At 70.3% G+C, this 25,553-nt stretch carries 18 protein-coding genes, 3 tRNA genes and 1 pseudogene; 8 read left to right on the top strand and 14 right to left on the bottom strand.

The features are described 5' to 3' along the window. Positions 1–290: 290 nt before the first annotated feature. A tRNA-Arg gene (locus OG933_RS22930) sits at positions 291–363 on the bottom strand. Between the two features lie 194 nt (positions 364–557). Next, a tRNA-Ser gene (locus OG933_RS22925) sits at positions 558–648 on the bottom strand. 157 nt (positions 649–805) lie between these two features. Here OG933_RS22925 and OG933_RS22920 point away from each other — a divergent pair. Together OG933_RS22920 and OG933_RS22915 are read left to right on the top strand one after the other, a co-directional pair. Next, positions 806–1,345, top strand: a complete 540-nt coding sequence (locus OG933_RS22920) for an SSI family serine proteinase inhibitor (protein ID WP_405628719.1) — start codon at positions 806–808, stop codon at positions 1,343–1,345. Positions 1,346–1,681: 336 nt separating this feature from the next. Continuing rightward, positions 1,682–6,217 carry a PAS domain-containing protein gene (locus OG933_RS22915; protein WP_405628717.1) on the top strand — a complete coding sequence of 1,512 codons (4,536 nt, stop codon included), beginning with the start codon at positions 1,682–1,684 and terminating at the stop codon, positions 6,215–6,217. Between the two features lie 78 nt (positions 6,218–6,295). On the opposite strand, the gene OG933_RS22910 is transcribed toward OG933_RS22915, so the two are convergent. Next, on the bottom strand, positions 6,296–6,880 hold the full coding sequence (locus tag OG933_RS22910; RefSeq protein ID WP_362530056.1) for a TetR family transcriptional regulator: 585 nt from the start codon (positions 6,878–6,880) through the stop codon (positions 6,296–6,298). 129 nt (positions 6,881–7,009) lie between these two features. Here OG933_RS22910 and OG933_RS22905 point away from each other — a divergent pair, with 129 nt between their 5' ends. Then, complete coding sequence (locus OG933_RS22905) at positions 7,010–8,224, top strand: MFS transporter (protein ID WP_362530054.1); 1,215 nt, start codon at positions 7,010–7,012, stop codon at positions 8,222–8,224. A 172-nt stretch (positions 8,225–8,396) separates the two neighbouring features. On the opposite strand, the gene OG933_RS22900 is transcribed toward OG933_RS22905, so the two are convergent. The 6 genes from OG933_RS22900 to OG933_RS22875 form a co-directional block, all read right to left on the bottom strand. Then, a complete protein-coding gene (locus OG933_RS22900) occupies positions 8,397–10,076 on the bottom strand; it encodes a long-chain fatty acid--CoA ligase (protein WP_362530051.1) in 1,680 nt (559 codons plus the stop codon). A 127-nt stretch (positions 10,077–10,203) separates the two neighbouring features. Then, a complete protein-coding gene (locus tag OG933_RS22895; RefSeq protein ID WP_020131340.1) occupies positions 10,204–10,752 on the bottom strand; it encodes a SigE family RNA polymerase sigma factor in 549 nt (182 codons plus the stop codon). 270 nt (positions 10,753–11,022) lie between these two features. Beyond that, complete coding sequence (locus OG933_RS22890) at positions 11,023–12,201, bottom strand: lipid-transfer protein (RefSeq protein WP_405628713.1); 1,179 nt, start codon at positions 12,199–12,201, stop codon at positions 11,023–11,025. Next, positions 12,198–12,593 carry a MaoC/PaaZ C-terminal domain-containing protein gene (locus tag OG933_RS22885; RefSeq protein WP_327183945.1) on the bottom strand — a complete coding sequence of 132 codons (396 nt, stop codon included), beginning with the start codon at positions 12,591–12,593 and terminating at the stop codon, positions 12,198–12,200. Before OG933_RS22885 ends, OG933_RS22890 begins: the two co-directional genes overlap by 4 nt. Next, complete coding sequence (locus OG933_RS22880) at positions 12,590–13,543, bottom strand: bifunctional MaoC family dehydratase N-terminal/OB-fold nucleic acid binding domain-containing protein (RefSeq protein WP_405628711.1); 954 nt, start codon at positions 13,541–13,543, stop codon at positions 12,590–12,592. The genes OG933_RS22885 and OG933_RS22880 overlap by 4 nt, the downstream gene beginning before the upstream one ends. Positions 13,544–13,834: 291 nt before the next feature. After that, positions 13,835–14,149 carry a hypothetical protein gene (locus tag OG933_RS22875; protein ID WP_362530041.1) on the bottom strand — a complete coding sequence of 105 codons (315 nt, stop codon included), beginning with the start codon at positions 14,147–14,149 and terminating at the stop codon, positions 13,835–13,837. 394 nt (positions 14,150–14,543) lie between these two features. Here OG933_RS22875 and OG933_RS22870 point away from each other — a divergent pair, with 394 nt between their 5' ends. Then, entirely contained in the window at positions 14,544–15,437 is an 894-nt protein-coding gene (locus OG933_RS22870) for a bifunctional DNA primase/polymerase (RefSeq protein ID WP_362530038.1), read from the top strand. 21 nt (positions 15,438–15,458) lie between these two features. Here the strand turns inward: OG933_RS22870 and OG933_RS22865 are convergent, their stop codons facing one another. Continuing rightward, positions 15,459–16,154, bottom strand: coding sequence for an LAETG motif-containing sortase-dependent surface protein (locus OG933_RS22865; RefSeq protein WP_405628708.1), 696 nt, complete (start codon positions 16,152–16,154; stop codon positions 15,459–15,461). 322 nt (positions 16,155–16,476) lie between these two features. Between OG933_RS22865 and OG933_RS22860 the strand changes: the two genes are divergently transcribed. Further along, positions 16,477–16,638: a hypothetical protein gene (locus tag OG933_RS22860; protein WP_362530032.1), complete on the top strand. Its 162-nt coding sequence runs from the start codon at positions 16,477–16,479 to the stop codon at positions 16,636–16,638. Between the two features lie 43 nt (positions 16,639–16,681). On the opposite strand, the gene OG933_RS22855 is transcribed toward OG933_RS22860, so the two are convergent. After that, positions 16,682–16,768 (bottom strand) — tRNA-Ser (locus tag OG933_RS22855). A 232-nt stretch (positions 16,769–17,000) separates the two neighbouring features. Beyond that, positions 17,001–17,786, bottom strand: a pseudogene (locus OG933_RS22850) (IS5 family transposase); the annotation flags it as partial. Positions 17,787–18,648: 862 nt separating this feature from the next. On the opposite strand from OG933_RS22850, the gene OG933_RS22845 reads away from it, so the two are divergent. Together OG933_RS22845 and OG933_RS22840 are read left to right on the top strand one after the other, a co-directional pair. Then, positions 18,649–19,620 carry an MvdC/MvdD family ATP grasp protein gene (locus OG933_RS22845; RefSeq protein ID WP_405628706.1) on the top strand — a complete coding sequence of 324 codons (972 nt, stop codon included), beginning with the start codon at positions 18,649–18,651 and terminating at the stop codon, positions 19,618–19,620. Positions 19,621–20,093: 473 nt separating this feature from the next. Then, the gene (locus OG933_RS22840) at positions 20,094–21,023 is read left to right on the top strand and encodes a tyrosine-type recombinase/integrase (protein WP_405628704.1); all 930 of its coding nucleotides are present in this window, start codon (positions 20,094–20,096) and stop codon (positions 21,021–21,023) included. Positions 21,024–21,895: 872 nt separating this feature from the next. Here the strand turns inward: OG933_RS22840 and OG933_RS22835 are convergent. Then, on the bottom strand, positions 21,896–22,414 hold the full coding sequence (locus tag OG933_RS22835) for a hypothetical protein (protein ID WP_362530017.1): 519 nt from the start codon (positions 22,412–22,414) through the stop codon (positions 21,896–21,898). Positions 22,415–22,773: 359 nt separating this feature from the next. On the opposite strand from OG933_RS22835, the gene OG933_RS22830 reads away from it, so the two are divergent. Further along, positions 22,774–23,625: a hypothetical protein gene (locus tag OG933_RS22830; RefSeq protein WP_362267937.1), complete on the top strand. Its 852-nt coding sequence runs from the start codon at positions 22,774–22,776 to the stop codon at positions 23,623–23,625. Between the two features lie 186 nt (positions 23,626–23,811). Here OG933_RS22830 and OG933_RS22825 read toward each other — a convergent pair whose 3' ends face one another. Next, complete coding sequence (locus OG933_RS22825; protein ID WP_362524240.1) at positions 23,812–25,425, bottom strand: trypsin-like peptidase domain-containing protein; 1,614 nt, start codon at positions 25,423–25,425, stop codon at positions 23,812–23,814. Positions 25,426–25,553: the final 128 nt, after the last annotated feature.

Raw genomic sequence — 25,553 nt, 5'->3', positions numbered from 1 at the left:
TCATGGCACGAGGGTTGCCGCTGATGCGCAATGCCGCCGTGATCGTCAGCGGCCGAAACGGAGTCTTACCTTGGCAATTGCCGTGGTGAAAGACCCCCCACGGTGAGCAACCGGCGTCCCCCTGTCGGCGAGGAGGAACCTGAGCCAGGCTGCGAGAGCCGGATGCGGCATGTCAGGACGACCGAACCGAGGGAGTCTGATCCGCCCCGCACCCGGCTGCCGTCAAACACTGCGGTCAAGGCAAAAGCCAGAGGCCCTGAGGAGTGATCCTCAGGGCCTCTGGTCAGCTGTGCACTCGGCAGGATTCGAACCTGCAACCTTCTGATCCGTAGTCAGATGCTCTATCCGTTAAGCTACGAGTGCTTGTTATTCGGTTTTTCTGTCTTCGCTCTCGGCCCTTCCGGCCCGCTCGCGGCGACAGGAAGAACATTACATGACTGCCGCCGACATGTGAAATCCGTTTGCCATACCGCTTGTGAGCTGCGGAAACGCCTGTCTGAGGGGTCTTGGGAAACGACGAAGCCCCGGTCGGGTGGACCGGGGCTTCGGTGATCGCGCGGAGGCGGAGGGATTTGAACCCTCGATGGGATTGAAGTCCCAAACCGCATTAGCAGTGCGGCGCCATAGACCCGACTAGGCGACGCCTCCAGCACAACCGCTCGCGTGTGGGCGAGTGGTGCGTGCAGATGATGACACAGTCGAAGGGCGTGTCACCAATCGGCGTCCACGGTACTAGGCAGGTGGGTCGCAGGGCAAAGCGGTTGCCGGGGCGCAACATCGTCGGGGGCCTCGCGTTAGTCCTGTCATGTTCCAGGTCACCCCACTCCTGCGGCTCGCCGTCGCCGCTTCCGCCGCCTGCGCCGCCGCGGTCGCCTCGTCCGCCACCGGGCCCGTCACCGCCTACGCCGCCGGGACAGCCGGGGCCGCAACGTCGGTCGCCGCCGTCGCCGGCGCCACTTCGCTCGCGTCACTCGCGCCGCCGCCCGTCCGGGAGGAGGACCGGGTCTCCGGTGATCACCTCACGGTCACCGTCCGGCGCGCCGGCGGCCGGGCGAACGGGACGTTCGAGCTGTACTGCCACCCGGGAGGCGGCAGTCACCCGGACGCGGGAAGCGCCTGTCGCGCCGTGGACCGCAACACCCGGTGGGGCAGGAACGCCTTCGCGCCCGCTCCGGCCGACGGCATCTGCACCATGCGGTACGGCGGGCCGGCCACCGCCCACGTCACGGGCCGCTGGGCCGGGCGGCCGGTCGACGCGACCTACGACCGCAGCAACGGCTGCCAGATCGAGCGGTGGGACCGGCTCGTGCCGCTGCTGCCCGACCTGCGCCCGGCCGCCCGCTGACGCGCGACCGGTGTCCGACGAGCCCTCCCTCGCCTCCGCGGTCGTGCGCGTACAGGCGACGCGTGGCGGAAGCACCGGTTCCGTAAAGGTCGCGCGAAGGTCCCGCGCAGTCCGAGCAGGATGCGGGGCGGGCGCGGGAGCCGTCCGTCGTGCACAGGGACAGGCCACGACAGGTGAGGACACACGTTCTGGGTCACTTCGTCGTGCGAGCTCCCTCTCATCCGGCGCCGCCGACGGGACCCCAGCCCTTAGACTCCCTCGCGTGACACGGTGCGGGCCGGTTGGCAAGATGGCCCGAACGGTCGGCAAGGTGCGGTAACAGGGAGGAAGCGACTCGTGAGCAGCAGGCCATCCCGAGGCGCTGCTCGCCTCGCAGCCATACTCGACGCGCTCCCCGATGCGCTGTTGCTGGTCAACGCCAACGGGACCGTCGTCAACGCGAACACCATCGCGCTGGAGGCGTTCGAGACGCCGGGTACCGCGCTGGTGGGGCGGGGGCTGCTCGATCTGCTGCCGCAGTTCGACTCCAAGCTCATCCCGGGGTCCATGCGGCGGCCCGATCACATGGACCCGCGCGGGCGGACCAAGCCGACCCGGATGGTCGCGCGCCGCACCGACGGCAGCGAGTTCCCGGTCGAGGTCACCAGCGCCAACCTCGAGAACGGTCAGCAGGCCTACGACGGCTACGGCTACTCCTCCGCCTCCGACGAACTGCTGATGCTCGTCGTGCGCGACCTGTCCGGGACCGTCGACACCGAGGCCGAGCTGGCGCGTTCGCAGCGGCAGACCGAGATGATCCTGAGGGCCGCGTCCGAGGGCGTCGTGGGCACCGACACCGACGGCCGGATCGTCCTCGTCAACCCGGCCGCCGCCCAGATACTGGGATACCGGGCCAGCGATCTCGGCGCCAAGGAGCTGCACACCCTCGTGCTGCACTCGCGCGCCGACGGCTCGCCGTTCCCGTACGACGAGTCGCCGCTCGCCGACACCCTGCGGTCCGGGCGCAAGCACCGGGTGCGCGGGCAGGTGCTGTGGTCCAAGAGCGGGGACAGGGTGGCGGTCGATCTGACGACCGCGCCCGTGCGCGACGGCGATCAGCTCGTCGGCGCCGTCATGACCTTCACCGACCGCCGGCCCTACGACGCCCTCGCCGAGGAGAAGGACGGCGTCGAGAAGCGGCACGCGGACGAGTTGGAGAAGCTCTCCGAGGAGCACGCCTCCGACCTCACCGCGCTGCGCCAGCAGCACGTCACCGAGCTCGAGGAGCTGCGCGAGCGGCACGAGGAGGAGCTCGCGGCCGGCGAGGAGCGCTACGCCTCGCTCGGTGAGCGCGAGAAGGACCGGTACGAGGCGCTCGCCGGGCGGCACGAGCAGCTGCTCACCCTGCTCGGGGATTCCCTGCGCGGGCCTCTGGACGAACTGCGCCGCGAGCTGGCGGCGCTCGCCGCGGACGACGCCGGCCAGCTCTGGCCCGAGGCCAACCAGGTGCTCCACCACCTGTCGGCCGGCTACTCGCGGATCACCACGCTCATCGACAACGTGCTCGGCTACCAGCGTCTCGACACCGGGTCGGAGGTCATCGCCCGGACGAAGGTGATGCTCGACGCCGTCGTCGCCGCCGGTGTCGACGGCGCGGTGGATCTCATCGGGCCGGGACGGGTGCAGTTCGCCGTGCACGCGCCGCCCATCGAGGCCGAGGTCGACGCGCGGCTCCTCGCGACCGCGCTCGCGCACCTCGTGGCCGACGTCGCGGGCGTCGACGCCACCGGCAACGCGCCCGTCTCGGCGGGCGGTTACATGGACAACACGGTCGTGGTGGCGGCCGCCCAGCGCGGCGAGGTCGTCCGCATCGAGGTGCGCGGGCCGTACGCCGGCGGCGACCCCGTGCACGAACCGATCGTGCGGGGGATCGTGCGGGCGCACGGTGGCGTGCTGCAGACGCACGAGGTACCGGGCATGAGCGGCAGCGCGTACGTGCTGGAGGTGCCGTTGGGCGGTGGCGCGGGAGCCATGGCGGCTCCGGCGGCCATGGCCCTGCCCGCCCTCGCGGCCGGAGGCGGCGCCGCCTCGGCGGCCCCCGCCCCCGCCATGGCCTCGGAGGAGGACGTTCCGGGCGAGTACGGCGCCGGTGGGCGCCGACGGGCTCGACGGTCCTCCGTGGACGCCTTCCTGGAGGGCGACGTCCCGGCCGCGGAGGGCGGCGCCGAAGCAGAGGCGGCGGTTCCGACCGGTCGGCGGCGCAGGCGGGCCGGGGCCGCGGCCCCGGAGGAGACTCCGGGCGAGCTGTCGCCCGCCGTGGACGAGGCCGAGGGCCCGGAGGGCTCAGGCGGCACCGGGCGGCGGCGTGGGCGGTCGGCCGAGATCGCCGTCGTGGGAGCCGACGCGGGGATGCCCGCGGCGCTCGACGGCGGGGTGAGCGAGGGTGCCGTCGTCACGGCCGCCGAGCACGCGGCGGGGACCGCGGCCTCGGGTACGGGACTCGGCGGCACCGTTCCGCCGCAGGGCGTACCCGCGCCGGGCGGCCAGCGGCCCCCGCAGCACGCACCGGACGGCCGGCAGCCGCAGAACGCGTTGCCGCCCGCGCTGCCGGCGCTCGCGGGCGCCCCGGCCGAGGCCCCGGGGACGGGTCCGGGAACCATGACTCAGGCGGAGACGGAGGACGGACAGCCGACGGGCAGGCGACGGCGTGCCCTGGCCGCCGCGAACGAGCGCGCCGCCGCGCAGGAGGCGGGGCCCCGCGCGGTGTTCGCCCTGCCGCCCGCGCAGGCCGACCGGGCGCCGGACGGTGCCGTCGGCACGAGTCCGACCGCCCAGACCGCTCAAGCCGCCCAGGCTCCCCAAGCTCCCCAAGCTCCCCAGGCCGCCCGAGCAGTGGGGCCGATTCCGGTTCCGGGTCCGATTCCGGCTCCGGCTCCGGCTCCGGCTCCGGGAGCGGTGCAGGCGTCGGGAGCGGTTCAGGTGCCCGCACAGGGACCGGTTCCCGCACAGGGCCCGGTTCCCGCGCAGGCTCAGCCGCCGGTTCAGGCTCAGCCGCCGGTTCAGGGCTCCGCCGAGGATTCCGCGATCGACCACGGGCGGCACGACGCCGTCCCGCACGACCAGGCCGACGACCACACCCCGCCCCAGCCGCACCCCACGAACGCGCCCACGGGTCGCCGTCGACGGGCCGTCGCTCAGGCCGCGGAGGTCGCCGCCCCGGCACAGGTTCAGCAGCCCCAGCCCCCGTCTCAGCCGCAGCAGGTGGGACAGCCCGTCGCCGCCGCGCAGCCTGCCGCCGCGCAGGCGGTTCCGGCGGCCGTGCCCGTCCCCGGGCAGCCGGCCGCAGGTCAGCCGCTCCCCGCGCAGGCGGCCGCCAACCCCGTGCCGAACGCGCCCGGGCAGGGTCAGCCGCTCCCGGCCGAAGCGGCCCCGGCCGCAGCAGCCCCCGCGGCCGCGCAGCCCGCACCGGTGACGACAACGCCCAGCGGTGGTACCCCGCTTCCGCCCGAGGCCGCTGTGGGGCAGCCGCGGGTGGCGCAGCCGCTGCCCGCCGAGGCCGCGGCGGGCCGGCCGATGGACCCCAACTCGACGCAGGGTCGGGCGATCAGCGTGCGGACCCTGGGGCAGGGCGTGCCGTTCACCCGGCAGGCCGCGCAGGTGCAGCAGGCACAGCAGTTGCAGCACGCACAGCAGGCTCAGCACGCACAGCAGGCTCAGGCGATGCGTCAATCGCAGCCGGGGGTGCCGTCGGCGCAGTCCACGGCCACCCCCGCCCCGCACGCCCCCGGTGGTTCCGGGCGGCGCCGCAAGCTGGGGACTCCGCCCGACCCGACGACGCGCCCTGAGCAGACGGCGCGTCCGCACCCGTCGGCCGAGCAGCCCGTCGCCGCGCAGACCCCGGCACAGGCGCAGGCCGTCGTGGCTCCGGCAGCGGCGCCCGGCACGGCACCCACGCCGGCAGCCGCGCCCGTACCGCCCCCCGTACCGCATCCCTCCCTCGCGGGTCAGTCGCGGCTCGTGCCGGGTGGGCCGGGGACCGAGGGCGCCGGACGGTCGTACGCCATAGGGGCCCCGGACGAGAACGCCGCCGAGGGGCCCGAGCCGCTGGACGGGCCCGGTGGGGCCGTCGAGGTGGCGGATCCGCCGCGGCCGCAGCCGCTGGACGACGAGCTGCCGCCGGAGCCGCTGGACAACCCGCGTCGGCTGCTGGTCTGGCCGGCGCCGGACGTCAGTACGCAGCAGGCGCTCAGCGACCGCGGCTACCGGCCGGTGATCGTGCACTCGCGCGAGGAGGTCGACGCGCAGATCGCCGCCTTCCCGGCCGCGCTGTTCGTGGACCCGCTGACCGGGCCGATCACCCGTACCGCGTTGCAGTCGCTGCGCACGGCCGCGGTGGCCGCCGAGGTTCCGGTGCTGGTCACGGCCGGGCTCGGACAGGCGACGCGCGAGGCGGCGTACGGCGCCGATCCCGCCGTCCTGCTGAAGGCGCTCGCGCCGCGCGACAGCGAGCAGCATCCGCCGCGGGTGCTGCTCATCGAGGAGCACGCCGAGATCGCCCTCGCCCTGACCTCGACGCTGGAGCGGCGCGGGATGCAGGTGGCGCGGGCGGCGAGCGACGCGGACGCCGTCACGCTCGCCGGGCAGCTGCGGCCGAACCTGGTCGTGATGGACCTGATGCAGGTGTCCCGGCGCCATGCCGGAATCCTGGACTGGCTGCGGGCGAACGGCCAGCTCAACCGCACTCCGCTGGTCGTCTACACGGCCGCCGTCGACCCGGCCGACCTGCCGCGGCTGGCGTCGGGGGAGACGGTCCTCTTCCTCGCCGAGCGGTCGACGAGCGCGGAGGTGCAGAGCAGGATCGTGGACCTGCTGGCCCGGATCGGCACCAACTAGGAGCCGTCCGGCCGGCCTCGTCCGACCCTGCGCGTCCGGCCCGGCGACGTCCTACCGGGCCGGTCCTACCGGGCTCTCCTACCGGGCGACCATCCGCCGTGCCGCCTCCTTGATGGAGGCGCGCAGGCGGTCGCGGTCGGCATCCTCGGAGCCCGCCAGGATACGGCTCATCTGGGGCACGAAGGCAGCCCAGTTGGCCATGGCGATCAACAGGAAGAAGAGGTCGGGGGCCGGGATCGCGTCGGAGATCACGCCCCGGTCCTGGCCGTCCTGGATGGCGGCGACCTTCTGCGCGTAGTGCTCCTGGCGTTCCGTCTCGTCGGGCAGCAGCTCGGTGCCGCCGTACTCGATGCCCTCCCAGTACAGGAGCCGCAGCAGCTCGGGGTGGGCGCCGTGGTAGTCCATCACCCGGTCGAGCCAGCTCTCGATGTCGTCCGGGTCGACGGGGACGGCGGCGGCGAGGTCCAGCATGCGACGGCCGAGGACCTGGGAGAACAGCTCGGCCTTGTTGCCGAAGTAGGCGTAGATGAGCTGCTTGTTCGCCTTGGCTTCGGCGGCGATGCGGTCGATGCGGGCGCCCGCGATGCCGTGGCGGGCGAACTCCGCGACGGCGGCGTCGAAGATCCGGGCTCGGGTGGCCTCGGGATCCCTGGTGGTTGCCATGGAGCCATCGTAGCCACGGACCTAACCAACTAGTTGGTTGACAGGGAATTCACGCTCGCCGCAGACTGTTCCCCTGCTGTTCCAACCAACTGGTTAGTTATTAGAGACGCTCGAAGGAGCACCTCCGCCATGCCGTCCGAAGTCACAGCAGTCCGAGAAGCGGGAGAGGAAGTCGCCCCCTCGGCGGTCGCGGCCCGCCGCAACGGGCTTCTCCTCGTCCTCATCGCCCTCTGCACCGCCGTCACGGCGGCCAACATCTATCTCGCGGCCCCGCTGCTCCCCCTCATCGCCCACGACTTCGGCTCGGCGCCCTCGGCCGTGGCCTGGATCGCCTCGGTCGCCCAGTTCGGCTACGCGGCCGGCCTGCTCGTCTTCGCCCCGCTCGGCGACCGCGTGAACCGGCGCCGACTGGTCGCCGTCCTCTCCCTGGTCACCGCGGCGGCCCTGGTCGCCGCGGCCGCGGCCGCCGGGACCGGCGCGCTCGCGGCCGCCGTGCTCGTCGCCTCGGCCGCGACCGTCGTCCCACAGCTCCTCGTGCCGCTGGTCGCCGCCCGCGCCCCCGCCGACCGGCGCGCCCGGCACGTGGCCGCCGTCATCGCCGGGCTGTTCACGGGCATCGTCGCGGCCCGGGTCCTCGGCGGACTCGCCGGGCAGGCCTTCGGCTGGCGGGCGGTGTTCGTCGGCGCTGCCGTCCTCACCACGATCCTGGGCCTGCTGACCGCGGCCGCCCTCCCCACCGAGCGCCACCGCCCCCGTGAGGGTCACCTCTTCGCCGGCCTCACCGCGATGCCGGGCCTGGTGCGGCGCTCGCCCGACCTGTGGCGGGCCTGCGTGCGGCAGGCCGGGATGTACGGCGCCTGGAGCGCCTTGTGGACCTCGCTGGCCCTGCTGCTGACGAGCGAGGAGTCCTACGGCCTGACGACCGCCACCGCCGGCCTCTTCGGCCTGTTCGGACTGGCCGCCAGCGTCGTCGCGCCGCTGGCCGGCGGTCTGGTCGACCGCTTCGGCGCCGCGAAGGTCGTCCGCAACGCGTATCTTCTCGCCGCTGTCTCGGTCCCGCTGTTCTGGCTGGGCGGGCAGGTGCTCGTGGCGCTCTTCGTGGCCGCGATCGTGATCCACGCGGCGCTCGTCGCCTCCCATGTCGCCAACCAGACCCTCGCCCTGACGACCACCTCCGCCCCGGCCACCGCGAACAGCGCCTATGTCGTCGCGGGGTTCGCCGGCGGCGCGACCGCCTCGGCCCTGGCCGGCCTCGCCTTCACCCACTTCGGCTGGGGTGGCGTTGTCGCGGTGGCGGGCGCCTGGCTGGTCCTGGGCTGGACGACCACGGCCGTACGACGGTGACAGCCGTACGACGGTGACGGCCGTACGACGGTGAAGTCGGCCTGGCCGTACGGTCGCGCAGAACGGCGTACGCCGGGCAGGGGCCGCGAGGTGCCCTGCCCGGCGTACACGACCTGCGTGAACGGCCGCGACGGCTGCTGCGTCGGTCCCCGCGTCCGCGGCGCGGGCGGGTTCAGAGCCGGGTGACGTCCAGCTCGCCCTCCGCGTACTGCCTGCGCAGCACCTTCTTGTCGAACTTGCCCACGCTCGTCTTCGGGACCGACCCGATGATCGTCCAGCGCTCCGGGAGCTGCCACTTGGCGATCTGCCCCTCGGCGGCGAGGAAGGCGCGCAGGGCCTCGAAGTCCGTGGTGGCGCCCTCCCTGAGGACGACCGTGGCCAGCGGGCGCTCGCCCCACTTGTCGTCCGGGACGGCCACGACGGCGGCCTCGGTGACGTCCGGGTGGGACATCAGCGCGTTCTCCAGGTCCACCGACGAGATCCACTCGCCGCCGGACTTGATGACGTCCTTGGCGCGGTCGGTGAGGGTGAGGAAGCCGTCGGCGGAGATGGTGCCGACGTCGCCCGTCTTCAGCCAGCCGTCCTCGCTGAACTTGTCGGCGGGCCGCAGGGGCTCGCCGTCGGGGCCGTTGTAGTAGGCGCCGGCGATCCACGCGCCGCGCACCTCCAGCTCGCCCGCGGACTCGCCGTCCCAGGGGAGGCGTTCGCCGCCGGGGCCGGTGAGGCGGCCCTCGACGCCGGCCGGGAAGCGGCCCTGGGTGAGGCGGTAGCCGAGTTCCTCGTCGGTGCCGACCGCGTGGGCCGGCGGACGGGCGATGGTCCCGAGCGGGGAGGTCTCCGTCATGCCCCAGGCGTGGCAGACCCGCATGCCCAGCTCGTCGAACGCGGTCATGAGGGAGGGCGGACAGGCCGAGCCGCCGATGGTGACCTGGGTGAGGGAGGAGACGTCCCGCGGCTTGGCGGTGAGCTCGGCCAGCAGACCCTGCCAGATGGTGGGGACGGCGGCCGCGTGGGTCGGCTTCTCGCTCTCGATCATCTCGGCGAGGGGCGCGGGCTGGAGGAAGCGGTCCGGCATCAGCATGTTGATGCCGGTCATGAACGTGGCGTGCGGCAGCCCCCAGGCGTTGACGTGGAACTGCGGGACGACGACGAGCGAGGTGTCCTGGTCGGTCAGGCCCATCGACTCGGCCATGTTCACCTGCATGGAGTGCAGGTAGATCGAACGGTGGCTGTAGACCACGCCCTTGGGGTCGCCCGTGGTCCCGGAGGTGTAGCACATGGCGGCGGCCTGGCGTTCGTCCAGCTCGGGCCAGTCGAAGGTCTTCGGCTTGTCCGCGATCAGCTCCTCGTACTCGTGCACGCGCGCGTGGGCGCCCTCGAGGAGCGAGCGGTCGCCCGGGCCCGAGACGACGATGTGCTCGAGCGTGGGCAGCTTCGGCAGCAGGGGCGCGAGCAGCGGGAGCAGCGATCCATTGACTATGACGACCTTGTCGGCGGCGTGGTTGACGATCCACACCAACTGCTCGGCCGGGAGGCGCAGGTTGAGGGTGTGCAGCACCGCGCCCATGGAGGGGATCGCGAAGTACGCCTCGACGTGCTCGGCGTTGTTCCACATCAGCGTCGCCACCCGGTCGTCGCCACGGACGCCGAGGTCGTCGCGCAGGGCGTTCGCCAGCTGCACCGCCCGGGTGCCCGCCTCGGCGAAACTGCGCCGCTGGGGCTCGCTCTCACCTGTCCAGGTGGTGATCTGGGAACGGCCGTGCACCAGCACACCGTGAACGAGAATGCGGGTGACGGTCAGCGGTACGTCCTGCATGGTGCTCAGCACGGCGTCCTCCCAGGGCGGCGACATTGCCTACGCGGTGGTAACGGTTGTGCTGATTCTGCGCACATACCGCGCGGTATGTCACTAGGGAGCGGTGATCGATCAGGTCACGGCACGGCCCGGATCACGGGGCGGGCCGGAAGATCGGCTCGCGTCAGCGGACAAGCACCAGCTCAGGGTCCTCGCGCAGCTTGCCGAGCGCCCGCGACACCGCCGACTTCACCGTGCCCACCGAGACACCGAGCACCTCGGCCGTCTGGACCTCACTGAGGTCCTCGTAGTACCTGAGGACGACCATCGCCCGCTGCCGCGCGGGCAGCTTCATGATCGCCCGCCACATGGCGTCATGCAGCGCCTGCCGCTCCGCCGGGTCGTCCGCGGAGGCGACCGGATCCGGCTCCGGCAGCTCGTCGCACACGAACTCCTCGACCTTGCGCTTGCGCCACTGCGACGTACGGGTGTTCAGCAGGGCCCGGCGGACATAGCCGTCGAGCGCCCGGTGGTCCTCGATCCGCTCCCACGCGACGTACGTCTTGGTGAGCGCGGTCTGCAGCAGGTCCTCCGCATCGCTCGGGTTCGCGGTCAGCGACCGTGCGGTGCGCAGCAGCACCGGCTGACGGGCCCTGACGTACGACGCGAAGGACGGGTACGGAGAAGGCCGCGTCATGCCGTTCGAAGCGCTGGTGCAGACGGGTGTGGTCATGACTCCACGCTAGGTTCGCGGCCCGCTCGGGCGGATCGGCCGCAGGTCCCGAAGCCAGGTCCGTCTCAGGTTGTAGGGGTGGTGCCCGCCCCACCTCCTGAAGGTGGACGAGGCGGCGCCGACTACTACGGGATGACCCCTGGGTGCTCATCCCTCCGTGGCCCTCTCCGCGGCTCTCTCCGCGGCTCTCTCCGTGGCTCTCTCCGTGGCTCTCTCCGTGGCTCCGTCCGCGGCTCAGGCCAAGGCTCCGTCCGCGGCTCGGTCCACGGCTCAGTCCGTGGCTCCGTCCGTGGTCAGGACCAGGCCCGACGTCGGCACCCCGGTCCCCGCCGTCACCAGGGTCCGGGCGGCCCCCGGCACCTGGTTCACGGACGTGCCGCGCAGCTGCCGTACGGCTTCGGCCACCCCGTTCATCCCGTGCAGGTAGGCCTCGCCGAGCTGGCCGCCGTGGGTGTTCAGCGGCAGCCGGTCCTCCGCCACGAAGGCCGGGGCCTCGCCCGGGGCGCAGAAGCCGAACTCCTCCAGCTGCATCAGCACGAACGGCGTGAAGTGGTCGTACAGGATCCCCACGTCGATGTCGGCCGGCGCCAGACCCGAGCCGCGCCACAGCTGGCGGGCGACCACGGACATCTCCGGCAGGCCCGTCAGGTCGTCGCGGTAGAAGCTGGTCATCTGCTCCTGGGCCCGGCCGGCGCCCTGGGCGGCCGCGGTGACCACGGCGGGCGGCTGCGGCAGGTCCCGGGCCCGTTCCACCGAGGTGACGACGAGCGCCTGGCCGCCGTCCGTCTCCTGGCAGCAGTCCAGCAGCCTGAGCGGCTCGGCGATCCAGCGCGAGGCCGCGTGGTCGGCGCGGGTGATCGGACGGTCGTGGAAGTACGCCGCCGGGTTCACCGCCGCGTGCCGGCGGGCCGTGACGGCGACCGGCCCGAACGCGTCCTCCGGGGTCAGCCCGTACGTGTACAGATAGCGCTGCGCCGCCATCGCCACCCAGGAGGCGGGGGTGAGCAGCCCGAACGGCAGCGTCCAGCCGAGCGCCGTCCCCTCCGCCGACGGTTCGCGGTGTCGCACGCCCGAGCCGAAGCGGCGCCCCGACCGCTCGTTGAAGGCGCGGTAGCAGACCACGACCTCGGCCACCCCGGCCGCGACGGCGAGCGCCGCCTGCTGCACGGTGGCGCAGGCCGCCCCGCCGCCGTAGTGGACCCGGGAGAAGAAGGACAGCTCGCCCATGCCGCAGGCCTGCGCGACGGTGATCTCCGGGCTGGTGTCCATCGTGAACGTCACCAGCCCGTCCACGTCGGCGGGCGTGAGTCCCGCGTCGGCCAGGGCCGCCCGCACCGACTCCACCGCCAGCCGCAGTTCACTGCGTCCCGAGTCCTTGGAGAACTCCGTGGCCCCGATGCCGACGATCGCCGCCCGGCCGCCGAGGGAGTCCCGCGTCCGTACGCTCACCCCGCACCTCCCGACGGGACGGTGAGCGTCACCGTGCCGGTGACATGTCTGCCGATCCCGTTGTCCCCGGTGACCCGCACCACGGCGGTGGCTCCGTCGAACTCCTCGACCGTGCCTCTCAACACCATGGTGTCCCCAGGGTAGTTGGGCGCCCCGAGCCGGATGGCGACCTTGCGGAGCAGGGCCGTCGGGCCGAAGTGGTCGGTGAGGTAGCGGCCGACCAGGCCGTTGGTGGTCAGGATGTTCATGAAGATGTCGGGGGACCCCTTGCGCCGGGCCAGTTCGGGGTCGTGGTGGACGTCCTGGTAGTCACGCGAGGCGAGGGCGCCGGCGACGATCAGGGTGCGGGTGATCCCGATCTCCAGCGGCGGCAGCTGGTCACCGGCCTTCACGCGGCCACCTCCCCCGTGCGGGGCCGGAACACGGGGAGCACCAGTTCGCCGTCCTCATCGTCGTAGGACCGGAATTCCAGCTTCACGGGCATGCCGATCCGCACCTTGTCGTAGGGCACGTCGACCACGTTGCTGATGATGCGGACACCCTCGGCGAGCTCGATCAGCCCGATCGCGTAGGGCGGGGAGAAGGCCGGGAAGGGCGGGTGGTGCATCACGACGTACGAGAAGACCGTGCCCTCGCCGCCGGCCTCGACGGTGTCCCACTCCGGCGAGCCGCAGGCGTTGCAGCCGGGGAGCCAGGGGAAGCGGAGCGTGTCGCAGGCGGTGCAGCGCTGGACGAGGAGGCGGTGGCGCCGGACGCCCTCCCAGAAACCGGCGTTGTCCCGGTTGACGACGGGACGCGGCCGCCGCGGTGCTTCCTGCCGCCCCTGCGCCTTCTCCTCCCGTCCGGTCGCCGTCGGCGCGTGCGCCCTCGGCGCGTACTTGAGGATGCGGAAGCGATGGGTGCCGACCAGTGCCTCGCCCACACGCACGTCCGTCCGGGTCGTGACGAAGTACCCGGTGCCCAGCTTGGTGGTCTTCCGCTGCGAGACCGACTCGATCACCGTGTCGAAGGCGACCTCGTCCCCCGGCCGCAGCGGGCGCAGGTACTCCTGCTCGCAGTCGGTGGCGACGACCGAGGTGCAGCCCGCCTCGTCGAGGAGGGAGAGCAGCTCGTCGTAGGCCTGCGCACGCCCCTCGTGGCCGCTCAGGCCGCCCATGATCCACGCCTGGAGCATGGTCGGTGGGGCGATCGCGCCGGGGCCGGTGTACGCGGGGTTCCGGTCGCCCGTCGCCTCGCACCAGTGCCGGATCATGGGCGCGTTGACAGGGTCCCGGCCGATGCCCGCGACCGCCGCGGGGCGGCCCTCGTAGGCCTTGAGCCGCGCATGGAGCTCGTCGTCCACGGCCGTACTCCTTCCGCGGGAAAAGGCTTACCAGGGCTTTCCGGGGATTGCAGGGGATGCCGGGGATGCAGGGGACGCTGATGCCGGGGATCGCCGGGACCTACCGAGAACAGTTTCTGACTGTCCGTCAGATCTGAATACCTGTCAAGGTCACTTCCCTGCATGAAAACGCCTGCGCGGCGGCACCGAAGTACCGCCGCGCAGACGCGTTGTCACCCCCCACAGCCCCCACAGCCCCCACCCGGCGCGAAGCTCCCCCCGGGGCCGGCGCCGGTCCCCGGTCCCCTCAGATCACCACCACAGTGGGGTGAAGGCGAGCGCGACGTTGCTGTTGCCCTGGTTGACCGCGGTGAACGCGGACCCGTTGACCTGCGCGGTATTGCTCTGGTTCGAGGCGCCCGAGCCGACGGCGTTCTGCTGCGTGGTGGCCGAGTTGCCGCTGTTATCTCGCCCGACACCGCTGCCGGAGATGCTCGCGACACCCGCGTTCGATCCGTCGTCCGCGAAGCCGCCGTTGTCCGCCACCGCGACGCCGGTGAAGAGGGCGGCCGCCAGCGGGAGGGCGGAGACGGCGGCGATGACGCGGGCGGTACGGATGCTTGCCATGTGGTTCCTCCAGAACGGAAGTACGTGAGTACCGAAGTGCGTGAGTACCGAAGTGTGTGAAGCACCGAAGTGCGTGAAGCACGGCTTTCACCTGGGCAGTTGGCCGACCGCCCCGGCGTTTGTGACGACGTCGCGAGACCAGAGTTGCCCACCGAATCCCCGGCGAACCACCCCGGAAGCCGTGATTCGCACTCAAGCGTGATGACAAGTCGATAAACCCCTAGCACCACTTTTCCTGCACGTGACGCCATAACCCCCGACAAGTCGGACACTCGCCTCCCGTGCCCCGCAAGAGGCGAAGCGTTCCGGCATTTTTCCGTCCCGGACGGCCGTTCTCGGGCGCGTCGCGGCCCACCCTCTTCCCTTTATCGAACACACGTACGACACTGGTTCCATGGCCACCACCGACCGGTACCCCCGGCAGGCCACCACGCTGGCCCTCGCCCACGCCCTGTCGGCCGCCGAACGCGGCCTGGCCGTCATCCCCCTGTCCCGGACGAAACTCCCCGCCCTGCGCTCCCCCCACCGCGACGCCCCCGAGCCGACGGGACCGCCCTGCCACGGCGAGTGCGGCCGCCTCGGCCACGGCGTGTACGACGCCTCGACCGACCCGGCCCGCATCCGCGAACTGTTCGCCGCCGCGCCCTGGGCCACCGGCTACGGCATCGCCTGCGGCCTGTCTCCGCACCACCTCATCGGCGTCGACCTGGACACCAAGTCGGACACGGACTCCACGGCCGCCCTGCGCGAACTGGCCCTGCGCCACCTCTTCACCATCCCGCCCACGATCGTCGTCCTCACCCCGTCCGGCGGACGGCACCTGTGGCTCACCGGCCCGCCGGACGTCGTCGTCCCCAACTCGGCCGGCCGCCTCGCCCCCGGCATCGACATCCGGGGCGCCGGCGGCTACCTGGTCGGCCCCGGCTCCCGCACCGCCCACGGCGTCTACGCCACCGCCCCCGGCACCGCCCACCTCACCCCCGCGCCCTGCCCGCGCTCCCTCCTGCGCCTGCTGCTGCCACCGCCGCGCTCCTCCCGCCCGGGCCCCGGCTCGACGGCGGGCGGCGCACACGGCCGGGGCCTGGTCCAGTTCGTCCTGGCCGCCCACGAGGGGCAACGCAACACACGGCTGTTCTGGGCGGCCTGCCGCGCCTACGAGGACGGCATCGGCCCGGAGTTGACCGAGGACCTGGTCGACGCCGCCGTACGAACCGGCCTGACGGCACGGGAGGCGCGGGGGACGATCACGTCGGCGGCCCGCATGACCACGCACCGCCCCGATCCGTGACAGCCCCCCGACGCCTCACGGTCAGTGCGAGCGCTGTGCGGTCCGACGGCGGAGCCCGAGGACGATGCCGCCGCCGGCCAGAACCAGCGCGGCGCCGACACCGACGGCCACCGGCGTAGGGCCGGACGCCCCGGTCTCGGCGAGGACCGTGCCACCACCCGCGGGCGACGGCGCGCCGCCGCCCTGCGCCGACGTCGGCTGCGCCCCCGCCGAGGCGGAGGACGACGCGGGCGACGGGGATGACGCGGGCGAAGACGAGGACGACGGCGGGCCGGACGCCGAGGGCGAGGGCGAGGGACCGGCGGAAGCACAGGTCTCGTCCTGGACGACGACCAGGGGCTGGATGTCCTCGTCGACCTGGTCGCCCGCCTTGACGTGCACGCGGAACGTCACGCCGGCGTGCCACACCTGGGGATCGAGATCGACGGTGACGCCCTGCGCCGTCGGGTGCTCGATCTTCTGGGTGTCGACGAGCCGTTCGTTGTTGATCGGCTGGTTCAGCTGGAGGTACAGGAAGACGGTGGCCGGCGTGCCGGAACCGTCCTTGTCGGTGACTTGGATGACGCCGTGGCCGTCGGCGTCACAAACGGCGGCTGCGGAGAAGTCGCCGATGCTGCACGCGAGCGCCGTATGGGCGGCACCGACGGCGAGCGCGGCCGAAGCCGCGAGGGTGCCCATGACGCGGGCCGCCCGGGCGGCGCGAGGTGAACGAGACACGCTTGTCCTTCACGGTCGATCAGGATGCGACGGGACGGCTCCTCGGGCGCCGTCCGGTCAAACCACCGAACGAGCCCCGGAGCCGGAAACCCCCCAGGGCCACAAGCCCTTGGAGTTCCCTGTCAAAGACACAGCGCCGCAGCCCAAGGCGGGATGAAGGAACAGCAATGATCGACCGTGAGCCCGGCCAAGAAACGGTCATGCCCGCGAGCCCCAAACACCCGTCGTCCTGCTCGCGGATCAGGACCCGCACCTCCGCCGGAGACGACCGCCACCACCAGGGGTAGCCTTCCCGTCCGTTCGAAGGTCCTGGAGGCTCCCTGTGCACACCACCGTCTTCCTGCTGCGCAGCGCGCTGGGCCTCGGTGGCGGCCTCGTCTGCGCCTGGGAGCTGACCCGCCAGGCCTCGGGCCCGGGCTGGCGAAAGCCGCGGCTCCTCACCGCGGTCGCGGCCCTGACACTCGCCGGACTGCTCGCCGTCTAGAACGGCCCCCGACCGATTCACCTGGTCAGAGGCCGTTCACCTGCGGTGGGTGTGGGATTTGAACCCACGGTGACATCGCTGCCACGACGGTTTTCAAGACCGTTCCCTTAGGCCGCTCGGGCAACCCACCCGCGCCCCGGCCCACCTGGGGCGGAGCGGGTACAGACTACCGGGCGCGGGCTCGAAGCGAGGAGCATGGTCCACACGGGGTCCACTGGCCCTGTTTTCGGCTGCCAGCGCCTCCCCGGGAGATGGAGACACCAACAGTCCGGACGCCGCCTGGCCCTACAGCGGCGTCGCCGCACGCAGAGCACGGCTGGCACAGAATTAAGAAGCCATCTCAATTGGTGATTGCCAACGGAGATGAGGGTGCAGGCGATACTCGTGAAAGCGAGGAAGTGCTCGGCTTTGCGCTCGTAGCGGCGGTGGAGACGGTGGCAGCCGGCGAGCCAGGACATAGTCCGTTCGATGGTCCAACGGTGACGCCCCAACCGCTGCTGGGTCTCAACTCCCCTGCGGGCGATGCGGTGCCCAATTCCCCTCTTGGATAACCATCGCAGCAGGTGAGTGTAGTCGTAGCCCTTGTCGGCATGGAGCTTGCCGGGCCTGCGACGACGGGGGCCTGGCGCGAGCGGACCGGGGGTATGCCCTTCACCAACGGAATCAGGGCCTGGCTGTCATGGACGTTGGCACCGGAAATCCCGATAGACAGGGGGCAGACCGCTCCGCTCGGTAACCAGGTGGATCTTTGAGCCGTACTTGCCCCGATCGACGGGATTCGGACCCGTCAACTCCCCCTTTTTTGGGCCCGCATGTTCACCGAACCGATCGCGCAACGGGACCAGTCCAGGTCGCCGCGGGAGCCCAGTTCGTCGAGTACGAGGCGGTGCAGCTTGGCCCACACCTGTGCCTTCGTCCACTCGGTGAACCGGCGGTGAGCAGTTGCCCCGGACGGCCCGAAGGAGGCCGAGGGCAGTTGCTGCCATGTACAGCCCCGACGTCGCCACGAACACGATCGCGGCCGGCACTTCACGGTCACCGTGCCGTCGTCGACCACCGCCCTGAGGCCGCGTGGGGGCCTCAGGTGCCACCCGCTGGAACAGCTCCCACAACTCGTCCGGCACCAGCCGCTCAACGATTCCCACCACAGCCGACAGCCTACCGAGGCACCCAATTGAGATGGCTTCTAAGAGTTCCCCCCTCTCCGAGATATGGGGCTTGAGCGGAGAGCGCTCTTGGAACGATTTCTCCACCCCGCTGAGACCACTCCTCGATCGCCCGGACGACGGCGGCGGTGAACTCTCGGCTGCCGAGTGCGCCATGATCCTGCCCCGACTGGGCGCGATCACGAACCAGTGGCAGAAGCAGGCCGACGACCATCTCCTTCAACAGCACACCTACGAAACCAAACAGTTGAATGTCGTCCGAGGCCTCTGCATCAAGAAGGACGTCGAACTCCGTTTCCCCAGACCCCAAGCAGCTTGCGGCCGCCCCTCCCGCACTCTCGGGACAACTCCTAAGGGTCGGCTCAAGATGCGTTCTCCCAATGGCGCGATTAGCATGGAAGAGAAGACGCCGTCCAGTCTGAAGGCATAGTCATGAGTGACACACAGACGCAGACGCAGTCGCAAGACCCCTCAGAGCAGGGAGAAGAGCTGCTCATTCTTCCGGTGGAGTTGGCCGAAGCCAGCCTGAGATCGTTGCTAGGTAGCGACTCCGGGAAGCTCGCACGATGCGGGACCGGGTGTGCATCGACGAACACGCCGACTGGTGACGTTCATTGCACCGACCAAGAGCCGGTCTAGTAGGGAGTTCCTCCATCTCGCACCAGGAAGCAACGACGCATGACGACCGACCACTCCCGTTCGTCATCCGGGTGGCAGCAGAGTGGGTGAACCTTGAGGAGGGCGATCCAGCCCTCCTCTTTCAGGCTCGAAGCCCCTTGACGGGGAATCTCTGCGTTACGGCGGATGGGGCGGACGTACAGTTCTCGGACATCGGGGTGTTAACGTGATCCTAATCATCTCCAGCCCTAAAGGTGATGGTCACGTTGCGTCAGTCGCAGCCGAGTTATCAAGTCGCGGTGAAGACTTCAGGATCTACGATCCGGCGAATTATCCCGCATCGTCGACGGTAACGGTGGAAAGCACATCTAAAGGCGTGCGTGCGACACTGAGGTGGGCCGAATTTGATCTAGATTTGGCTCACATCAAGAGCGTATGGTACCGCCGACCAGGAGAGTTCCAACTGTCAGACGAGTTGACAGCGGAAGAGCAAAAGTGGGCCCGCTCCGAATGTGATCACTTGTTCAAATCAGTATGGAGTGGGATGCACTCACGCTGGGTCAGTGATCCCCGCGCGATCAGGACCGCAAGCGCCAAGGTGATGCAACTCGACATGGCTGCGGAGATGGGCTTCACCGTCCCCCGCTTCACAGTGACGAACGACGTCGACGCCGCGGCCCGCTTTATCTCTTCATGCCGCAGAGGGGTCATCGTAAAGGTCTTGACCTATCCGTTCATTGCCTATCCGCAGCAAGGTTGCAGGCTATACACCCACTTGCTCACGACGGAGGACCTCGATCAAATCGAATCCGTGCGATTCGGTCCAACCTTCCTGCAGGAATTCGTAGAGAAGGAGATGGACGTTCGTGTCACTGTCTTCGGGGAAGAACTGTTTGCCATTGGGATCGAGTCGACAGGCTTCGAGGATGCCCGGATTGACTTCCGCCGTGCCGAGATTTACGATCTCCCCCATCGCGTTCTGGATCTACCAAAGGGTTTGAGTTGGCTGTGCGTCGAACTGGTCAGGCGCCTCGGCCTACGCTTCGGGGCGATTGACTTGATCCTCACACCTGACGGCCAGTATTTCTTCTTGGAGATTAACCCCAACGGCCAGTGGTACTGGCTGGAGTTGATTACAGGCGCCCCTTTGACGAAGTCACTGTGCGACCTGCTGACCAGCGAACCCGACACGACCTAAGAGCTTCGGTGACGGGAGAACATCGCCGCCAGTTAGTTATTCAACGTCGAACGGTCAATGTCACCCAGGTGAAGTTCAAGACGGTCGTTGGTGCGGCCGATCCATACCCGAGTTCCCTCCAAATCTGGGAGGCGCTCGCCGGGTTCCAGCGATTGCAGGTACTTCGTTACGTGGGACGGAACTTGAATCACGTGAGTCCCAACGTCAACAGGCTGATGCAACCGTCTGCCCGCCCTTGAATCTTCAGGCTCATGAGCCATGTCAAACCCTATTCCCAACCGGAACCACGATGAATACCTCAATTTGACGACCCGATAGATCCACCGTACGGGACACGGAAGCCCCCTACCACTTGGACAGCTGTGAATCCCCGCAGGGGCGCCCACCCGGGGAGTCGGTCCAACCGGTTCGTACTCGGCGACGACGGAACGCTGCGGCCACGTCTCGACGTCGAAGAGCCACCGGCCGAGATCGTGGCCGCGCTGGACTGGATCGGCCGGAAGTCCGTAGACATCGCCGATCTCAACACGCCCTCGGTGGTACGCACCTCGCTCGACGCGCTGAAGCAGAAGCAGGACGGCACTGCCGCTGCCGCTGCCGAGAACACGGTGAACCGCAAGCGGACGGTCTTCAGCAACTGTCTGCGGTACGCGGTAGAGCGGGAGTTACTGACGACTCTGCCCCTCGACAAGGTCGACCGGACCCCACCCGAGACGGACGACGAGATCGACTTCCGGTTCGTCCCCGGCCCCAAGCTGGCAAAGGCGCTGATCGACGCTGTCGGCGAGCAGGGCGAACGCGGCCGGCATCTGATGGCGTTCTTCGGCTGCCTTTACTACGCGGCCAACCGACCTGGTGAAGCGGCCAGTCTCCGGGCAGACGACTTCACACTTCCCGAAGAGGGCTGGGGCGAAGTCCTGCTCTCCGTGAGCATGCCCCGAGTCGGCTCCGGTTGGACCGACACGGGCGAGTCGTTCGATACGCGCGGCCTGAAGAAGCGGGCCCGCAAGGCCACCCGCGCGGTGCCGATTCCGCCGGTTCTCGTGCGCCTGGTCCGCGAGCACATCAAAGAGTTCGGCACTGCCGAGGACGGCTGGCTCTTTCGCGCGGCTCAGGGCGGCCACCTCCTGTCCAAGGAGTACGGGGAAGCGTGGAAGGCTGCCCGGCTCGCGGTACTGACGCAGTCCGAGGCGGCCTCTCCACTGGCTGACGTGCCGTACTCCATGCGCCACGCGGGCGTCTCGCTCTGGCTGGAGTCCGGCGTCTCCCCCGCCGAGGTGGCACGCCGGGCAGGCCACAGCATCGCGGTCCTGTTCCGCTTCTACGCGAAGGCGATCCACCGCAACCAGCAGCGCTCGAATGAACAGATCGAGCGGGCCTTGGAGGCCGCCGAAGAGGATTAGCCGACACGGACGTCCACGCAGGGCGGCATCCTCACCTAACGCCAGGGGGAGGATGCCGCTCCTACGCGTCCTGGGGGTGATCGAGGTGACTCCGATCACAACTCCCGTTTGGGGCAGGTAAATCGGTGTCCGAATAGCCGAGATCGGATTTGCGAACAGCCGATCTCGTGCTTCCCTACATCACAAAGAAGCCCGTCGGTGCGAGCGGCCTGGACAGCTTCGACTCGCCCCGACGGGCACCGAAGATCACCACAAGAGAGGTGATGCATCGTGTTCCCTGACGGTACCTCGCGACAGAGAGAGCAGCACAACTCGAAGCCCCGGCTGGGCATGGTTCTGGCCGCAGTCTCGGCTGCTGCGAACGTCTTCCGACTACTGCGGGAGCTCCTCACCCATCACTGAGACTGAGCGATCGTTCCACTGATCTGGCTGTCGCTCCCTCTTCCTGCGGGGCGGAGTGAGTGACAGCCAGGCACATGATCGGTGCCTGCGTTGCGGCCACCAGCAAGTTCGAGGCTCCAAGGCCGAACCGTGGTCCACACCTGGTCCACACGCACTGGTCCACAACGCGACAGAGCCAGATCAAGGTGAGACAGCCCCACGCCGAAGGGGTGCCCCTCAGTGAGAGGCACCCCTTCTGACCAGTACGTCTATGACCTGCGGAGTGGGCAAGATCTGGGTCCACCGGAACGCTGTCACGCTCTCGCGTTTTTCAAGACCGTTCCCTTAGGCCGCTCGGGCAACCCACCCGCGCCCCTGCCCACCTGGGGCGGAGCGGGTACAGACTACCGGGCGCGGGCTCGAAGCGGGGAGCATGGTCCACTGCCCTCGCTCCTCCCGGGTGTGAGGGCCTTCTTCACGTCGTGGCAGCGTCAGCTGTGTGCGCCCCACCAGACCCAGCGGGCAGGGTCGATGCCGCCTTCGCCGATGTAGTTGGTGGTGTAGACGGCGGCACCGTTGCCCGAGGTGCGAAGAAACACCCCGGTTCCGGAGATGAAGTCGCATTCGAGGTAGTGGTCATCGCCGCTCCACCACTGCCCGGGGGCATTCCCGCAGGCGCTCATCCAGACAGCGTTGGTCGCGGTCTTGCTGTCCGTGGTGAGACACATGCCGTTGGCCTTGCTCACCAGCCGGCGGAACACCGTGCCGTCGTAGTTGCGGGTGTAGGAATCCGAACCCCAGTACCAGTTTCGGGTGGAGAGCCCGTCATTGCAGGTGTCCGACCAGACCTTGTCGCTCACGGTCGACGAGACCAGGCACTGGCCCTCGTAGTCGTTGCTGTACGACCAGTACGTCGTCGCCGACGCCGTGGACATCGAGCCCGCCACGGTGAGCACGAGGGCGGCGAGTCCCATGGGCACGGTCAGTCTCAGAGCCTTCAGAGATTCCATGATCGCGAGGATCGAGGGCAGAGGAGGTGTCCACGTAAATCGAGCGTGAACATGCCATGTCACTTCGGTCATGCCCACGCCACGGTTGCCGACCGCGATTCCCCCACCCGATCACGCTCGGAAAGCGGATGACGTCCGCGGAGGTGAGCCGAGGCCGTCGATGCCCCCGGTTCGTGGCGCGGAGCGGCAACCCCGGTTCTGTGTAACCGAGTTGTTCATGTCACGGGACGGTGACGACGTCGTCCTGGATCAAGGACCGAGGCATCCTTTTGACTCCCGGTCCCCTCATAGTGATCAACAGCGCTGGGGGAACGACGCACCTCAGCACCAACCAGCCGACTAATCAGGGGAATTGACCCATGACTCGCAACCGTCGCAAGGCCTTCCTCGTCTCCGCCGCGCTCCTGGGCGGCACCTTGCTGATGTCGGCGTGCAACCAGGGCAACGACGCAGCCGACAGCTCCTCCGGCAAGACCGAAACGGCTGCGGCGGCGAACAAGTCCGGCGCCAAGGGCGTCAGCGGCACCTTCGCGGGCGGGACGGTGACGTACCTCGCGTCCGGCAAGTACATCGTCAGCGTGTCCGGCAAGTCCGACCAGCAGTTCTGGATCGCGGACGACACCAAGATCCTCGGCGCGGGCACCATCTGCGGCGACGCCTCCTCGAAGGTGGACGCCCCGTGCGAGGAGGCCGACCTGGAGACCGCCACCAAGGGCGGACGCTCCGTCAACGCCGATGTGGAGATGAAGGACGGCGCCGCGACACAGATCACCGAGCGCCGCGCCTCCGCGTCGTCCTCCGGCGGCAGCACGACCGGCGGCAGCACGACCGCCCCCGGGAGCACCTCCGGCGGCGGCGCCACGACCGACCCCGGGAGCACGTCCGGCGGCAGCGAGGGCGTCGTGGACGGTCTCAACAAGGGCAAGGGCGTCAACGGCACCTGGTACGGCATCGTGCGGTACATGGCGCCCGGCAAGTACCAGGTCGACGGGCCCGCGGCCCAGGGCTCCGGCGGTGAACAGCAGGCCTTCTACCTCGCCGAGGACACCGTGATCCTGGGCGGGGGCCAGATCTGCGGCACCGCCGGCTCGAAGGTGGACGCCCCGTGCGAGGAGGCCGACCTGGAGAAGGCCGCCAAGAAGGGCGTGGAGGCCGAGGTCGTGATCGAGAACGGCATCGCCACCAAGATCACCGACGGTGCGCTTCTCTGATCCCGTGATCCCGTGATCCCGTAGCTCGCGACGAACAGAGGCGGTCTGCCGGAAGCAACGCTTCCGGCAGACCGCCTCTGTTCGTTCATCGACCGTTCCCGTAGGCCGCTCGGCCAGCCAGCCCCGCGCCGTTCTTGATCGGCGCCGCGGGGACCGGAGAGACGGGTGGGCACGCGCGCGTGGGCGTCAGCTGTCGCCCTTGCGGGAGCCGAGGGTGAGGTCCACGGTGTGGGACTTGCCGTCGCGCTCGTAGGTGATCGTGACCTTGTCGCCGGGCTGGTGGGTCCAGATCTCGCCGATGAGGGTCGGGCCGCTGTCGATCACCATGTCGTCGAGCTTGACGATGACGTCGCCGGGCTTGAGGCCGGCCTGGTCCGCCGGGCCGCCCGTCTCGACCGCGGACGCGCCGCCCTCGGCCGTGTCGGTGATCTTCGCGCCCTCCGTGGAGTCCGCCAGGGAGACGGACGCGCCGATCTTGGCGTACACCGGCTCGCCGGTCTTGATCAGCTGCTGGGCGACGTACCTGGCCTGGTTGATCGGGATGGCGAAGCCGAGGCCGATCGAGCCGGACTGGGTGGTGCCGCCCAGGCCGCCGCTGCCGGTGGACTGGATCGCGGAGTTGATGCCGATGACGTTGCCCGAGGCGTCCAGCAGCGGGCCGCCGGAGTTGCCCGGGTTGATCGAGGCGTCCGTCTGGAGGGCGCTCATGTAGGAGGCGGCGCTGCTGGTGCCGTCGCTGGAGGCCACCGGGCGGTTCTTCGCGCTGATGATGCCCGTCGTGACCGTGTTGGACAGGCCGAAGGGGGCGCCGATCGCGATCGTCGAGTCGCCGACCGCCACCTTGTCGGAGTCGCCGAGGGTGAGCGGCTTCAGGTCCGAGGGGGCGTTCTTGAGCTTGATGACGGCGACGTCGTAGCCCTGGGCGTGCCCGACGACCTCGGCGTCGTACTTCTTGCCGTCCGGGAAGGTGGCCGTCACCTTGCCGCCGTCGACCGCGTCCGCGACGACGTGGTTGTTGGTGACGATGTGACCCTGGGTGTCGAAGACGAAGCCGGTGCCGGTGCCGCCCTCGCCGCTGCTGGACTCGGCCTCGATCGTGACCGTGCTGGGCAGCGCCTTGGCGGCGACCCCGGCGACCGTGCCCGGGTCGCGCTTCACGTCGCCGCCGTTGGTGGAGGCGGAGACGGTCGTCGAGCCGGTGTCGTCGTCGTTCTTGGCCAGCGTGTAGCCGAGTCCGCCGCCCAGGCCGCCCGCGACCAGCGCGGCGACCAGGATCGCGGCGACGAGCCCGCCGCGGCCACGGCCCGACTTGGGCGCGGGCTGCTGGTAGGAGGCACCCCAGACGGTCCCGCCGGGGCCACCGGGGCCACCGACCGCACCGGGGCCACCGGCAGCGACGTCGGTGGAGCCGGGGGTGCCGTACGCGTGCGTGCCCGCGCCGGCGTCGGCGTAGACGGGCGTCGCCGGGGCCGGGTTCGGCCAGTCGTCGGCGGCGGCCGGGGCTCCCTGCGGGGCCGGGGCGGCCTGCGGAGCGGCCGGCGGCGGCCAGTCGCCGTCGACCGGGGCCGGGGCTCCCTGCGGGGCGGTGGGCGGCGGCCAGTGGCCCTCGGGCGCGCCCGCGGAGGCGTGACCGGCTTCCGGTGCCTGCGCGGGCGCCGCCGGGAGCGGAGTCGTGGGCGCGCCGGCGTCGGGCGCGGGCGCCTGCGGGGAGGCCGAGGGAGATTCCACCGGCACGGGGGGTGCGGACGGGGCCGGGGGTACCTGGGTGCCCTCGCTCTTGCCCTCGTTCTCGGTGCTCACAGCTCTTCTCCTCGATCCACGGCTGTTGTCGTCGGTCGCACTGGGTCACGCTCGTCGGCGCTTGTCGCGCTTTCGCGCGCTTTGTCGTCGACCCCGCGCGCTGAAGCTGTGCATGTGCTTTTGTACGT

Source organism: Streptomyces sp. NBC_00016, from assembly GCF_045040885.1.
In the GTDB taxonomy this organism is placed as follows: Bacteria; Actinomycetota; Actinomycetes; order Streptomycetales; family Streptomycetaceae; genus Streptomyces; species Streptomyces coriariae.
Note: the sequence above shows the minus strand (reverse complement) of the source record. Positions and strands in the feature narration are given on the sequence as shown.

What these genes read in the sequence shown, in the direction of transcription:
- OG933_RS22905 (WP_362530054.1), top strand. Translation starts at nt 7,010, where the DNA reads ATGCCGTCCGAAGTCACAGCAGTCCGAGAAGCGGGAGAGGAAGTCGCC.
- OG933_RS22895 (WP_020131340.1), bottom strand. Translation starts at nt 10,752, where the DNA reads ATGACCACACCCGTCTGCACCAGCGCTTCGAACGGCATGACGCGGCCT.
- OG933_RS22875 (WP_362530041.1), bottom strand. Translation starts at nt 14,149, where the DNA reads ATGGCAAGCATCCGTACCGCCCGCGTCATCGCCGCCGTCTCCGCCCTC.
- OG933_RS22920 (WP_405628719.1), top strand. Translation starts at nt 806, where the DNA reads ATGTTCCAGGTCACCCCACTCCTGCGGCTCGCCGTCGCCGCTTCCGCC.
- OG933_RS22870 (WP_362530038.1), top strand. Translation starts at nt 14,544, where the DNA reads ATGGCCACCACCGACCGGTACCCCCGGCAGGCCACCACGCTGGCCCTC.
- OG933_RS22910 (WP_362530056.1), bottom strand. Translation starts at nt 6,880, where the DNA reads ATGGCAACCACCAGGGATCCCGAGGCCACCCGAGCCCGGATCTTCGAC.
- OG933_RS22835 (WP_362530017.1), bottom strand. Translation starts at nt 22,414, where the DNA reads ATGGAATCTCTGAAGGCTCTGAGACTGACCGTGCCCATGGGACTCGCC.
- OG933_RS22900 (WP_362530051.1), bottom strand. Translation starts at nt 10,076, where the DNA reads ATGTCGCCGCCCTGGGAGGACGCCGTGCTGAGCACCATGCAGGACGTA.
- OG933_RS22830 (WP_362267937.1), top strand. Translation starts at nt 22,774, where the DNA reads ATGACTCGCAACCGTCGCAAGGCCTTCCTCGTCTCCGCCGCGCTCCTG.